The 12990-nt window shown below is 43.6% G+C and carries 13 protein-coding genes; 9 read left to right on the forward strand and 4 right to left on the reverse strand.

Translation table 11 applies throughout. The annotated features are described in order from the left end of the window. Positions 1–26: 26 nt before the first annotated feature. A complete protein-coding gene (locus FEK29_RS11290; protein ID WP_138258543.1) occupies positions 27–1364 on the reverse strand; it encodes an OprD family outer membrane porin in 1338 nt (445 codons plus the stop codon). Between the two features lie 6 nt (positions 1365–1370). After that, a complete protein-coding gene (locus FEK29_RS11295; RefSeq protein ID WP_138258544.1) occupies positions 1371–2411 on the reverse strand; it encodes a c-type cytochrome in 1041 nt (346 codons plus the stop codon). Positions 2412–2609: 198 nt separating this feature from the next. Between FEK29_RS11295 and FEK29_RS11300 the strand changes: the two genes are divergently transcribed. Further along, a complete protein-coding gene (locus FEK29_RS11300) occupies positions 2610–3137 on the forward strand; it encodes a DsrE family protein (RefSeq protein WP_138258545.1) in 528 nt (175 codons plus the stop codon). A 7-nt stretch (positions 3138–3144) separates the two neighbouring features. Further along, positions 3145–3741: a class I SAM-dependent methyltransferase gene (locus tag FEK29_RS11305; protein WP_138258546.1), complete on the forward strand. Its 597-nt coding sequence runs from the start codon at positions 3145–3147 to the stop codon at positions 3739–3741. A gap of 58 nt (positions 3742–3799) precedes the next feature. Here FEK29_RS11305 and FEK29_RS11310 read toward each other — a convergent pair whose 3' ends face one another. Next, positions 3800–6097, reverse strand: a complete 2298-nt coding sequence (locus tag FEK29_RS11310) for a TonB-dependent receptor (protein ID WP_138258547.1) — start codon at positions 6095–6097, stop codon at positions 3800–3802. A gap of 76 nt (positions 6098–6173) precedes the next feature. Continuing rightward, on the reverse strand, positions 6174–6551 hold the full coding sequence (locus FEK29_RS11315) for a hypothetical protein (protein WP_138258548.1): 378 nt from the start codon (positions 6549–6551) through the stop codon (positions 6174–6176). A gap of 195 nt (positions 6552–6746) precedes the next feature. Between FEK29_RS11315 and FEK29_RS11320 the strand changes: the two genes are divergently transcribed. From FEK29_RS11320 to FEK29_RS11345, 7 genes are all read left to right on the forward strand, one after another. Beyond that, complete coding sequence (locus tag FEK29_RS11320; protein WP_138258549.1) at positions 6747–7412, forward strand: peroxiredoxin; 666 nt, start codon at positions 6747–6749, stop codon at positions 7410–7412. Positions 7413–7573: 161 nt separating this feature from the next. Then, positions 7574–8929, forward strand: coding sequence for a cytochrome ubiquinol oxidase subunit I (locus tag FEK29_RS11325; RefSeq protein WP_138258550.1), 1356 nt, complete (start codon positions 7574–7576; stop codon positions 8927–8929). Between the two features lie 10 nt (positions 8930–8939). Then, positions 8940–9977: a cytochrome d ubiquinol oxidase subunit II gene (gene cydB / locus FEK29_RS11330; protein ID WP_138258551.1), complete on the forward strand. Its 1038-nt coding sequence runs from the start codon at positions 8940–8942 to the stop codon at positions 9975–9977. Between the two features lie 116 nt (positions 9978–10093). Beyond that, positions 10094–11548, forward strand: coding sequence for an NAD(P)/FAD-dependent oxidoreductase (locus FEK29_RS11335; protein WP_138258552.1), 1455 nt, complete (start codon positions 10094–10096; stop codon positions 11546–11548). Between the two features lie 30 nt (positions 11549–11578). After that, complete coding sequence (locus FEK29_RS17955) at positions 11579–11716, forward strand: hypothetical protein (protein ID WP_161595348.1); 138 nt, start codon at positions 11579–11581, stop codon at positions 11714–11716. Between the two features lie 218 nt (positions 11717–11934). Beyond that, complete coding sequence (locus FEK29_RS11340; protein WP_138258553.1) at positions 11935–12492, forward strand: YeeE/YedE family protein; 558 nt, start codon at positions 11935–11937, stop codon at positions 12490–12492. Between the two features lie 3 nt (positions 12493–12495). Further along, the gene (locus FEK29_RS11345) at positions 12496–12909 is read left to right on the forward strand and encodes a DUF6691 family protein (protein WP_138258554.1); all 414 of its coding nucleotides are present in this window, start codon (positions 12496–12498) and stop codon (positions 12907–12909) included. The last annotated feature ends 81 nt before the right edge of the window (positions 12910–12990 follow it).

Raw genomic sequence — 12990 nt, forward strand, 5'->3', positions numbered from 1 at the left:
CATCTTTTTTATTTGGTCGAATCCTTCTAAAAATTGTAGTTGAGGATAAAATCCACGTGGAGCATATCCACCTTATTGAAGAAATAGTTCGGGTTGTTGGGAATATCCCCGTTCCCGAATTTACCGGTAACCAGAAGTTCTGGTTTTAAATTGGTTAACCCCTTAATATTAAAAAAAAGGTCCAAGTTGATATGGGTGTAATCTGGCATGGCGTATTTGTTCCTTTCGGCATCGATAACGGATGGCTTCCAGTGCCTGCCCAAGCTCACAATCGACCTAATATCCAGATCATTTTTGAGGACAGGAAAGGTAGTATCATACGTCAATACAAGGGCATGATTGTCGTATGTGCCCTCGCTGCGTTCCCGTTTCTGGAAACTGAAAAGGTCTTCCCTGCCCCACTCGCGCGGAAACAAAAACTGTCCGCCAGGCAATATATAATCATAGCCCAATGAAATACTGGTTTTATTTTGAACATACAACCATTGGAGCCCTAAAATATCCGAGGACGGCTGGCCGAAATATTGCAATTCATCCAAGGCATTTCCGCCGTTCCCTAACTTGTTTTGATGCAACCACTCGGCTTCCAGGGTCCATGCTTCGTTCAATCTGTATCGGGGCTTTACGTAAACGGTATTAAAGACATTGTCCACGTAATAGTTCCAAATACCCAATTGTAGGTTTTCCATGAGTTTTACATCGGAATTGAATAAAATAATATAGTCCGATTCCGTATTCCCAGCATAGCGGCTTTCCGTACCAAATATGGACCTTCCCACGGGATAAGTCCCTATGCTTTCCCCGATTCCAAAAAAACCTCCGGTAGATCTTGGCGCAAGGGCATTGAGAATGCCAATTTGAAAGGTATTACCCGGATTTGGTTTATATCTATGCCAAAAACCTTGCACCAAGGTGGGTATCATCCTGCCATCCTGCGGGTTTATCATGGGCGTATTGATTTTCATACGACCTAAAGTGAAGTGGTGCTTTTTTATCTTATATTCCAAGTACAACTCGCCCAATAGGAATATTGCATCATTTTCAAGGTCCAAGCGGTCAAACTGTCCCTCCTCGTACCTACTCAACCTTCCCGTAATCCCATCCGGAACGGTCAAATCCTGAAGTCCCAGGTTGGTTGAATTATACAAGGCGGCGCCCACTGTAAAGTTGTTGCCTACATTCAACCGGTATTTTAAATGACCACCTGTGGCCAAGGCCCTAAAATCCTTTAAGTCGCCTTTGTTCGCGGTATGCATAAAATAATTTCGCCACTGTCCGGAAAGCTGTCCCTGCACAAAAGGCCTGGACGTATCTTGAGAATGGAGAAAGAGGGGCAGTATGAGTAAAATGACGATTTTTCGCATGGGCCCTTATTTCACCTTTTCAATATTGTAATTCTCTTTATAGTATTCCATGATGGGCTGAAAGGGACCAAACTGATGCTGTTCCTGGGAAAAATCGTCCGCCCAGGGACCGTATGACGTGGACACGGGTTTAAGTTTTTTATCGGGATAATCGGCCTCCGTGTTTGCCTTTATCGGTCGTACAAAACTATTGATGTAACCTGCGACGTGGTAGGCCTCTTCATCGGTAAGCTTCGGATTTTTGTAAGTGGCCAACCCAAAGGGCATGTTGCTCTTGATAAATTCCGCAGCCGTGATTACCCGATGCATACCAGCACCGTTGTTAAAGCTATCCGGGCCCCACAGCGGCGGATAGAGATAGCCTTTGGAAGTATCGGTTTTTTTGATTCCCTGCCCGTCTGCTCCATGACATACGAGACACTCCCTATCGTACACGGATTTACCCTTCTCCAAATCGACCCGTACTTCCGGAATTTTAATTTTTGGAAAACCCTTGAACTCCTTCTCCCGTTCTTGGGGCAAATCCTCCCCCAACCACTCCATGTAGGCCACAATGGCCAACATCTCCTGGGAATCCTTAGGTAATTTTTTTCCGTTCATACTACGCTCCATACATCCATTGATGCGATCTTTTAGATCGCCCACAGCATTCGCCCTACCGCCAAATTGTGGAAAACGATTCGCAACGCCCACCCAAGACCCCGAACCTGCTTGGGTTCCAAATTGCAGATGGCAATTGGTGCAGGAAAGATTGTTACCGGCATATCGCTTGTTTGGGTCCGGGGCCTGTGGGCCCATATTTCCGGGAGATTCGGACACTAAAAGAAATCCGACTTTAACCCTTTGGGGCATACTTCCGTTCTCCAAGGCGGCCAATACATTTTTGGGCTGCCAATCCGAATTAGAGGCAACAACGGATGGGGTTATGGTATGTAAAGTAGTTTCTGGCCTATAGGTAAGCAATATGATAAAAAGCACGGTAATCAAGGAAAGTACGGTGACAAAGAGCCAAAAAAGACGTCTTACCAAATATCCAAAATGCTCCATAACCTTATGCACAACCCTTTAAAAGACCAACGAAAATAGTAGGTAACCTGAGAAAATACAGTAACAATTGTTACAAATAAACCCAAAATGAAACGATATTTTCGTAAACTTATCGAGAAATTTACAAAGGGAAGGATAGTAAAAATCGGTCCCTTCAATAGCAAACCAATCAAATTTATAAACTAAGAAACGAACTATATGAAATCAGTACTAAGTCTTTTGTCCGCCCTTCTGTGCATGGGTCTTTCCTTGGGCCAGGAATGGGAAACCCCAATTATTAAGGGCTATGGTATGATCAAAAATTTCAAGGAGGTGGCCGTACAGCCCGATGCCTCATTGGAGTACAAATTGGTATTCGATATTACCAGCGATTCTGAAATGGACGGCGTGAACAAGGGGCTTTGGAAAATAGCTAGGGTCATCAACATGTTGGGATCGGCCGGTATTCCTTCGGATAAGGTACATATGGTAGTGGCCATACATGGGGCCGCCACCTTTGCCACATTGACCGATGCCAAACACCAGGAAATGTATAGCAAGGTCAACCCGAATACGGAAATATTGCAGCTATTGAAGGAATATGGCGTTGAACTATTTGTCTGCGCACAGGCCACGGCTGCCCGGAATATCAGGGCGGAAGACCTCAACCCAAATACGGAATTGGCCCTATCCGCAATGACCGTTTTGGCCAATTATCAATTGCAAGGCTATGCCTTGATGCCCTAGTTTTTTGATGAAGGATTTTTGGAACCGGCGATATTCCGAGGAAACGTTCGCCTACGGGACGGAGCCAAACCAGTTTTTTAAGCAAGAACTGGATCTATTGCAACCTGCATCCATTTTGCTCCCCGCCGAAGGCGAGGGCAGGAATGCCCTGTACGCCCTTCAAAAAGGTTGGCAGGTACATTGTTTTGACTATAGCGAATCTGCCAAGGATAAGGCCCTCGATTTAATACATCCGTCCGGATTTGACCTAGATTACCAAGTATGTGATGTTCTAGAGTATCGCACGGAAAAGCAGTTTGATGTGCTTGGGTTTAGCTATGTCCATTTTCCGATAGATATTCGGCATCAAGCTCATCAACACCTACTTTCATTTTTAAGGCCGGGTGGCAAGATCATTTTTGAGGCCTTTTCAAAATCACAGTTGGGCAAACCATCCGGAGGTCCCAAAAATTTGGATATGCTGTTCTCCGTTGCCGAAGTCAAAAAAGAATTTAGAGGAATACGTTTTTCTTATCTTGAAGCACTGACCATGGAACTAAAAGAAGGACTTTACCATGTGGGCGAAGCCTCTATAATTCGATTTGTAGGTGAAAAAGGGAACTAATGATTTAGTTCCCTTTTTCCGTATTCCTTATTCTTATTTAAAATGTCCCTTTATAATTCTAAAACTTATACTGCAAAAAAGCGGAAAAATTCCTTCCTGGATCATTGATGGGCACATTGGTAAAACCTGCCTGATTATTGAAGGCGAAATTTAAGTGGTTGTTGTAGGTGGCATCAAATACGTTTAACACCGCCACGCCCAAGGACACATTCGTAACAGGGATTATGCCCAAACGAATATCCAAAACCTCGTAACCGGGAGTACTCCGTTCCCCAAAGGAAGGGGCGATATCATCCTGTCTGGACGTTATGGTATAGTTCACATTGGTCCAAAACCTATCCACCTCATAACCCAACCTGAATCGTGTATTCAAGGGAGGAACCAGTGGCAAGGATTCGTTCAAGTCCTTATTTTTTGCGTACACATAGGCCAATTCTGTCGTAAAATTGAAATGGTCCCAAAAGTCAAAGCCCACCATAGCCTCAAATCCTGTTTTATAGGCCTCGTCCAAATTGCGGAAGACTTTGGGATTCAGAGGTTCGTTGCCCGGCATGAACTTTCGGGTCAAGGTTCCATCTATGACCGGAACAATGTAATTTTCATACAATGAATAGTAAAAAGAAGTGCTATAGCTAAAAGCACCCAAGCTTTCTTCAGAAAGTGGTAGCCTACCTTTAAACCCAAGTTCGAACTGGTTGTTCACTTCGGCATCCAAATTAGGATTGCCTATATATTCGAAAGGATCCTGCCCCACCGTAAAATGATTGATGACACGTTCTATCATATTGGCGGAACGCACCCCCCGGCCATAGGCGACCTCCATGATAAATTCTGTGGAAGGTGCATATTTCAATGAGGTGGTAGCGCTGATATTGTGTTCGGTGCGCTTGTCCAAATTTGGATATAAGGCCGCGAAATCGCCCTCCGGGTCCTTGATTTCCGAGCGTACGTTGTCATACCGAACACCGGCTGTCCAAATCGTATTGTGGGTAAGGGAATACTTGCTTTCAGCAAATAGGCCAAGGTCGTTTATGTAGGAATCCTGCCATACCTTATCCACAAATTGCACGGGCGTTGGCAAGGGCCCCATCATGTTCCTTTTTACCAAACGGGTACGGGCACCGTCACGGGCAATATGCAAGAGGTCCAAACCTGTATAGAGTGAAAGCTTTGCATTGGGAACCAGCTTGAACTCCAGTTTTCCACCAGATGTGGTCGCGTCTATTTCAGAAATGGCTTCGGTCATCATGAACGAAGGCCTTTTGGTATTGGACATAATATGGTCCACATAGCTGTAGTAAGCCTTTGCAGTGACCTCTTTGAGCAATCCGCTACGTCCCGTCAATTTATAATCCAGGGAAAACATACTACTATTATCCTCGTCCGTATCCATGGGCAGACCTGCATGCAAAACATCCCTACCATAGGATTGTCTCCAATTGGCCTGCAACCTTTGGTCCTCGCTAAAATTATATCCGGCCCTTACCCCATATTCCAGACTCCTGAAGGAGGAGGGAATTTCCGTGCCATCGCCGTCCTGATAATTACCAAAATCCCTATACCCTATGGTTCCGCCAATATCATATTTTGAAGTAGCCTGTTGAATTTGGGCCGATGAAACCATAGAGGCCCCGTTGCTCTCATAACCTGCGTTTATTTGTCCGCTAAGACCATAGTCCATGGCCGATGGTTTTTGGGTCACCATGTTCACCACACCTCCAAAAGTAGCTCCATAGCGCACGGTGTAAGGTCCCTTGATGATTTCTATCTTTTCTATTTCCTCAGGATTTACGTGGGTCGTTATGGGGTCCATTCTATTGGGACAGGCATGCATTACCTTTGTTCCCCCATCGAACTGAACGTTCAGCTGTTCATATTGCGCAGCCCTAAAACTGGGATCGATGGCATAGTTGCCACGTTTTATCAAGGAGAACCCATTGACATCGGAAAAAAGGTCGGCCACATTTCGCGGTTGTACAATTTTCCTCACATAGTCATTCGTTTCCATGGTAAGAACGGGATCGTTCTGAAGCTGCCCCGTAACCAGGACACCTTGAATCTGGATGGGTGCCTCTTTTAGGGCAATCCGCATAATCTCGTTGGAGGGCCTTACCTCAATTTCCTTGGTCCCATATCCCATAAATGATATTACAAGGGTCTCTCCCTCTGGGTCCACCTGAATTCTGAACGTGCCGTAAGCATCCGTGTACGTGGAGCTGCCGCCCTTTATTTGTATACGGGCACCCGATAGTGCTTCGTTGTTGTTTTCAGATACTACCTGGCCTTTAAAATTTTGTGCATTGAGTAGGTTTGCCAGTAGCAACGCCGCTAGCAACCCAAAAAACTTTAGATTCATTTTTAAGCTTTAATAATTATACATAAAAGAAGTACCGTGAGTCTTGGAAACTCCGGTAAGCGGAAATGGAAAAAATCTATTTCCAGGGAGGTATAACTATATGCTGGATGTACCTGAACCGGTATAAATTGATGTGACGAAACTTGTTCGTTCTTACAATTGGAAAAGTTTCAAAGCCCACGGACGATACGTTTTCCAAAAAGAGTATCGTTTCCGTTTTCAACCAATCCAAATTGATGGGTTCCCTTTCCTCCTGCTTCTTCTGTGCCAACATTTTGGAAAGGGCGCATTTACCATCGCATTGCAACTCCGGTCTTTCCTTGTTTTCGCAATAACGTTCTATAAAGTCTTCCGTAAAAAGCGCATAATATCCCAATGTGCCCGCAATTTTTAGGCTACTGGCAACGGTAATGGCCAAAAACAGGCAAGTTATACCCAAGGATTTTAGTTGCATCCGGCAAAAGTAAATCGACAAATAGTTTTACAAAGTGACTTTTGTCACAAAAGGGAAGAAAAATAAAAATTGATAAAAAAGGGAAAAAAGTTCAAAAAATGTTAAAAAGACAGCTATGTAACCCAGGTTACTTCGGAATGAAAATCGATAATATAAATTTATCAAAAATTAAATTAACAATAATAAATATCTATTATGAGTACTGAAAATGTCAATTCTGAAAATGTGAATCCCATGCCAAGAATTGGGGACCAAGCACCCGATTTTACAGCTATAACAACAAAAGGTAAAATCAAATTTTCTGATTTCGCCAAAGACAAATGGGTGGTGATGTTCTCCCATCCAGCGGATTTTACACCCGTTTGTACTACTGAAATGAGCGGTTTTGCCACTAGAAAGGGAGAATTCGATGCCCTTGATACAGAACTCTTGGGTTTAAGTATCGATAGCATTCACGCGCACTTAGGCTGGGTGCAAAATGTACGGGTAAACACAGGTGTCTATTTTGATTTTCCGATTATTGCCGACTTGGATATGAAAGTGTCCAAACTGTATGGAATGCTACAACCCAATGAAAGTGAAACGGCTGCCGTACGTGCCGTCTTCTTTATTGACCCAAGTAAAAAAATACGGTTAATAATGTATTACCCCTTAAATGTTGGTAGGAATATGGACGAAATCCTTAGGGCCTTGGAAGCGCTACAAACTTCTGATAAGCATAAAGTGGCCATGCCCTTGGATTGGAAAAAAGGTGATAAGGTCATAGTTGGACCTCCAAAAACCCTGGATGAGCTGAATGAACGCATTAATGACGATTCACTTGAAAAAGTGGATTGGTATTTAGCCAAAAAAAGCATTTAAATCCTAATTGCCATCGGTCGATTTAAGAGAGCCTGTTTAAATTGGCCGATTTTTTTTGGGCTTCATTTTGAGAAAGACCTAAATGTTAAATTTTCCAATTTGTAACCCATATTACAGAACAAAATGTATCCCAATTGTAATTTTATATCAAAGCTATCATCATGGATGTAGAGATTCTCGCCAGAATTCAATTCGCTTTCACCGTAGCCTTTCATTACATCTATCCACCCTTAAGCATAGGAATAGGCTTGATAATGGTGGTTTTGGAAGGACTGTACCTAAAAACTGGCAACAAACAATATGAGGTCCTAACTAGGTTTTGGTTGAAAATATTTGCCATAACCTTTGGTATTGGCGTGGCCACAGGTATCATTATGGAGTTTGAATTCGGTACCAATTGGTCCGTGTACTCCAAATATGTAGGTGATATTTTTGGAAGCGCGCTGGCCGCCGAAGGGCTCTTTGCCTTTGGTCTGGAAAGTACCTTTTTGGGTATCTTGATTTTTGGCTGGAACCGCGTTTCGCCAAAAGTGCACTTTATTTCCACAATTGGTGTTTTTTTGGGTTCCATGTTTTCCGCCATTTGGATCGTGGTGGCCAATAGTTGGCAACAGACCCCTGCCGGATATCACATTGTGGGCGAAGGTCTGAACGCACGGGCCGAGGTAACGGATTTTTGGGCCATGGTTTTCAATCCGTCGAGTATGGATAGAATAATCCATGTTTGGCAGGGTGCCTTTTTGGCCGGTGCTTTTATGGTCTTGAGCGTACATGCCTATTACCTTTTAAAGGGAAGGTATATTGAGATTTCCAAAAAGGCATTCAAGATTTCCTTGGCGATAGCAACCATCGTATCATTGATGCAATTGGTCTCCGGTCATAGTTCTGCGGATGGCGTCGCCAAAAACCAGCCCGCTAAATTGGCCGCAATGGAAGGTCACTATAATGCATCCGAAGCAGCGGATCTCTACCTATTTGGTTGGGTAGACAACGAATCCCAAAAAGTTACCGGTATGGGAATCCCTGGTGGATTGTCCTATTTGATACATCAGGATTTTGAGGCGCCCATAAAGGGTTTGAATGCCTTTCCCAAGGATGAAATACCTACACAGGTCAATGCGGTATTTCAGTTTTACCATATCATGGTCTCCATTGGAATGTTTTTGATCTTGTTGACCCTTTATGCAAGCTTTTTGTGGTGGCGGGGTACTTTGTTCGAGAAAAAATGGTTGCTGCGCATTTTTATGTTTTCGGTCTTGCTACCGCAGATAGCCAATCAGGTGGGCTGGTTTGCCGCGGAAATGGGAAGGCAACCTTGGGTGGTCTATGGCCACTTAAAAACCAGTGAGGCCTTTTCACAGGAAGTATCGGCCAATCAAATTCTTTTCTCGCTGATTTTATTTCTAGTCGTTTATGCCATCCTATTTTTATTGTTTTTGTACTCCTTGAACAAGAAAATAAAACACGGGCCCTATGAAGAGGCCAAAAACCCAGATGAATTTTTGAAATACACATAAACCCGACATGATGGAAACATTTCTAGGAATTGATTACCCCACTTTATGGTACTTGGTCGTTGGGCTTTTGTTTTCCGGCTATGCGATTTTGGAAGGCTTTGATTACGGTGCAGGTGCTTGGCATCTCTTTTTTAGAAAGGACTTGAGCAGGCGCATCGCCATAAACGCCATTGGTCCGCTGTGGGACGCAAACCAAGTCTGGTTGATTATAGGTGGAGGTGCCCTCTTCGCGGGCTTTCCGGTCATGTATGCAACCATGCTTTCGGCCATGTATATACCGTTCATGTTGTTCTTGATGCTGCTCGTTTTACGTTCGGCCGCCATAAAATTTAGAAGTTCGGAAGAAATGACCTGGTGGCGAAAAACTTGGGATATCGTCTATTTTGTATCCAATACGCTTATAGGTTTTCTTTTGGGCGTTGTTCTTGGAAACATTCTCCAAGGCTTTGAACTTCATGCAAATTTTGAATACAGGGGCGGTATCTTTTTTACCTTTTTAAATCCCTATGCGCTAATGACGGGCCTCACTACCTTATCCATTTTTATGACCCAAGGGGCGATTTTCTTGTTGTTAAAGACCGAAGGCAAGCTGCACGACAGGCTATCCTACCTTCTGAAAAAGGGTATGGTATTCTTTATCATTAGCTTTGCCATTACCTCTTTGTATACCCTAACATTCCTTCATGGAGTAACCGATAAATTCAAGGAACAACCAATCTTTTTCCTTCTCCCCGTTTTGGCTTTTTTGGCCGTTGCCAACGTTCCAAGATTGGTCTCCCAAAAAAGATATGCGCATGCACTAGTGTTTTCATCATTGATCATGGCGTTTTTGTTGATGTTGGTGGCATTCCAGCTCTATCCGGTACTCCTGCCCTCTACCATAGATCTTGAATACAGTGTAACCATTTACAATGCGGCCTCGTCCCAAAAATCATTGGGCATTATGCTGACCATTGTTTTGATCGGAGCGCCACTATTGGCGGGATACTTTTTATTTTTATACAAAACCTTCCACGGAAAGGTAAAATTGGACGATACCAGTTATTGAGGTATGAGCAATGGCTGTTTTTTGAGAAGCACCAACTTTGGTGCTCTTTTTTTTGTGTAACATTGGTAACTGTGGGCAAACCGACTTGGTTTTATATTTAATGTAAAATTAAGACCATGTCCAAAATAGTCATATTAGGTGCCGGTATCGCCGGCCACGTTGCGGCGACCCACCTGCGAAGAAAACTGCCCAAAGAACATGAGGTAGTCGTAGTATCGCCCAACAGCAATTACCAATGGATTCCCTCCAATATTTGGGTGGGCATTGGAAGGATGCGATCAAAGGAAATCCTCTTTCCGCTGGAGCCCCTTTATAAGAAAAAAGGCATCGGTTACAAACAGGCAAAGGTCATGACCTTTTTTCCGGAAGGGGATTTGGAGACCGACAAACCTTTTGTATCGGTAGAATATGTGGCCGGGGAACAAAAGGGAACTACTGAAAAGGTCACCTATGACTACCTCATCAATGCGACCGGTCCCAAACTTGCCTTTGAAATGACGGAAGGGCTCAACCCTGGAACCAACAAAGCATATTCCGTATGTACCTATTCCCATGCGGAACATGCCTGGAATGCGCTCCACAACCTAATACAGCAAATGAAACGGGGTGTAAAAACGAAGATTCTCATTGGTACGGGCCATGCAAAATCGACCTGTCAAGGTGCGGCATTTGAGTACATCCTCAATGTGGAACAGGAACTAAGGCGACACAAGGTCAGGGATAAGGCAGACATAGTCTGGATCTCCAACGAACCCAAACTAGGGGACTTTGGCATGGACGGAATGCTCCTGAGCTATGGCAGCAATATCATGAAATCCAGTGAAATGGTTGAAATGGTCTTTGAGGACCGGGGCATCCAATGGATTTTAGGGGCCGGAGTGAACAAAATAGAGGACGGTGTGGCGCATTACGAAAACCTGGAAGGGGAGTTCAAATCAGAAACCTATGACTTTGCCATGCTCATACCGGCCTTTTCCGGACACGGATTCAAGGCGTATGACAAAAATCAAAATGATATAACCGGAAAACTTTTCAATGGTTTTATGATCGTGGATGCCGATTATACACCAAAACCCTATGAGGAATGGAGCGTTCAGGATTGGCCGGAAACCTATCAAAACCCGTCCTACGCCAATATATTCGCACCGGGCATCGCTTTTGCACCACCCCATGCCATTTCAAGACCCAGAATAAGCAAAAACGGAACCGCCATTTCACCTGCACCACCAAGGACCGGAATGCCATCCGGAATTACGGCCAAGTTGGTAGCGGACAATATTATCGATACCATTAAGGGCAAAAAGGAACTCCACCATAAAGGTTCGCTCGGGAATATGGGAGCGGCCTGTATCGCGTCCGCTGGATACGGAATGACCCAAGGCAGTGGCATAAGCATAACCACCTATCCCATTGTGCCGGACTACAAAAAGTACCCGGATACCCAGGGAAGACAACTTAAAAAAACCTTTGGGGAAATTGGTTTGGCCGGCCATTGGCTAAAATTGGCACTACATTACGCATTTCTTTATAAAGCCAAAATGAGGACGTTTTGGTGGCTCATTCCGGAATAACGATAACTTTTCAATCCAATCCTTGATGCAATGACACAACGAATTTCAAAATCCAAGCGCTTTTTCATGATGAACCCCGTTATCCAATTTTTTAAGTTTATTTGGTTGAGCCTAAAAATATTGGTCATCGTTGCGGGCGGCCATGGAGGTACCAGGAACATTTCTTGAAATGACTAAATTATTCGGTCACAATTGAATTCCCTGTTCCTAAAGTAAATCTACTTCGGAGCATATACAAGTGATTTTCTTTGGACTGTTTTCAATACACGAAAGTTTGGTTTTCCATACAGCATAGCTTTCCTATTGTGGGCCCAGGCAGTGATGTGTAACTATTGTTACATACAAAAACCTGATCAAAGTCATATATTTGTGCCATAATAGTTTATATGGACTGGATTTATGAACCTTGGCCTTGGTATGTCTCCGGGCCCATGATCGCCTTGGTCATGTTTTTGTTATTGATGGTAGGGAAGAATTTTGGGATGTCTTCCAATTTAAGGACCCTATGTACCATCTGTGGTGCCGGAAAGAAATCGGATTTTTTTAGATTTGATTGGAAGGCACAACGTTGGAACCTGATAGTTGTACTAGGGGCCATTATAGGTGGCTTTATCGGTTCACATTTTATGACCACCGATGCCGCGGTCGCCATCAATCCAGATACGGTAGCTACCCTTAACGAATTAGGTTTTAGTAGTGCCGGAAAGTCCTATTTACCCACAGAACTATTTGATATGAATGCCTTGACCGATATAAAAAGTATTCTACTATTAACAGTTGGTGGTATTTTGGTCGGATTTGGAACACGCTATGCCGGAGGTTGTACTTCTGGCCATGCTATCTCCGGCCTTAGCAATCTACAATTGCCTTCCTTAATAGCGGTTGTCGGTTTTTTTATTGGAGGTTTGGTTATGATACATCTTATTTTCCCCTTACTTTTTTAAACTATGAGAACACTAGCGTATTTGTTTATCGGAATCATATTCGGAATCACCATGTTCAAATCTGAAGCGGCCTCCTGGTTCAGGATCTATGAAATGTTCAAATTTGAATCCTTCCATATGTACGGGATTATCGGTTCTACGGTAATCATTGGGATTATTCTGGTACAATTGATTAAGAGAGTTCCCATTAAATCTTTTTATGGGGAGACGATTCAACTACCGCCCAAGGCCAAAAGTTTTAGCCGATATATGATTGGGGGTATCCTTTTTGGATTGGGCTGGGCCTTGGCCGGTGCTTGTCCAGGACCCATGTTTACTTTGGTAGGAGTAGGTTATGTTCCCATCATTGTGGTAATCATCGCATCCATTTTCGGGACATTTTTGTACGGATTGATGAAGGATAGACTACCGCACTAAAGGTAGGTCATAAAACTACTCGTTTTTTCAATACTGCAAAACAGGAAAAACGTACAACCTATTAATTTTACGGTTGATTTG

Source organism: Maribacter aurantiacus (genome assembly GCF_005780245.1).
Lineage (GTDB): Bacteria > Bacteroidota > Bacteroidia > Flavobacteriales > Flavobacteriaceae > Maribacter > Maribacter flavus.

What these genes read in the sequence shown, in the direction of transcription:
- FEK29_RS11290 (WP_138258543.1), bottom strand. Translation starts at nt 1,364, where the DNA reads ATGCGAAAAATCGTCATTTTACTCATACTGCCCCTCTTTCTCCATTCT.
- FEK29_RS11295 (WP_138258544.1), bottom strand. Translation starts at nt 2,411, where the DNA reads ATGGAGCATTTTGGATATTTGGTAAGACGTCTTTTTTGGCTCTTTGTC.
- FEK29_RS11300 (WP_138258545.1), top strand. Translation starts at nt 2,610, where the DNA reads ATGAAATCAGTACTAAGTCTTTTGTCCGCCCTTCTGTGCATGGGTCTT.
- FEK29_RS11305 (WP_138258546.1), top strand. Translation starts at nt 3,145, where the DNA reads ATGAAGGATTTTTGGAACCGGCGATATTCCGAGGAAACGTTCGCCTAC.
- FEK29_RS11310 (WP_138258547.1), bottom strand. Translation starts at nt 6,097, where the DNA reads ATGAATCTAAAGTTTTTTGGGTTGCTAGCGGCGTTGCTACTGGCAAAC.
- FEK29_RS11315 (WP_138258548.1), bottom strand. Translation starts at nt 6,551, where the DNA reads ATGCAACTAAAATCCTTGGGTATAACTTGCCTGTTTTTGGCCATTACC.
- FEK29_RS11320 (WP_138258549.1), top strand. Translation starts at nt 6,747, where the DNA reads ATGAGTACTGAAAATGTCAATTCTGAAAATGTGAATCCCATGCCAAGA.
- FEK29_RS11325 (WP_138258550.1), top strand. Translation starts at nt 7,574, where the DNA reads ATGGATGTAGAGATTCTCGCCAGAATTCAATTCGCTTTCACCGTAGCC.
- cydB (WP_138258551.1), top strand. Translation starts at nt 8,940, where the DNA reads ATGGAAACATTTCTAGGAATTGATTACCCCACTTTATGGTACTTGGTC.
- FEK29_RS11335 (WP_138258552.1), top strand. Translation starts at nt 10,094, where the DNA reads ATGTCCAAAATAGTCATATTAGGTGCCGGTATCGCCGGCCACGTTGCG.
- FEK29_RS17955 (WP_161595348.1), top strand. Translation starts at nt 11,579, where the DNA reads ATGACACAACGAATTTCAAAATCCAAGCGCTTTTTCATGATGAACCCC.
- FEK29_RS11340 (WP_138258553.1), top strand. Translation starts at nt 11,935, where the DNA reads ATGGACTGGATTTATGAACCTTGGCCTTGGTATGTCTCCGGGCCCATG.
- FEK29_RS11345 (WP_138258554.1), top strand. Translation starts at nt 12,496, where the DNA reads ATGAGAACACTAGCGTATTTGTTTATCGGAATCATATTCGGAATCACC.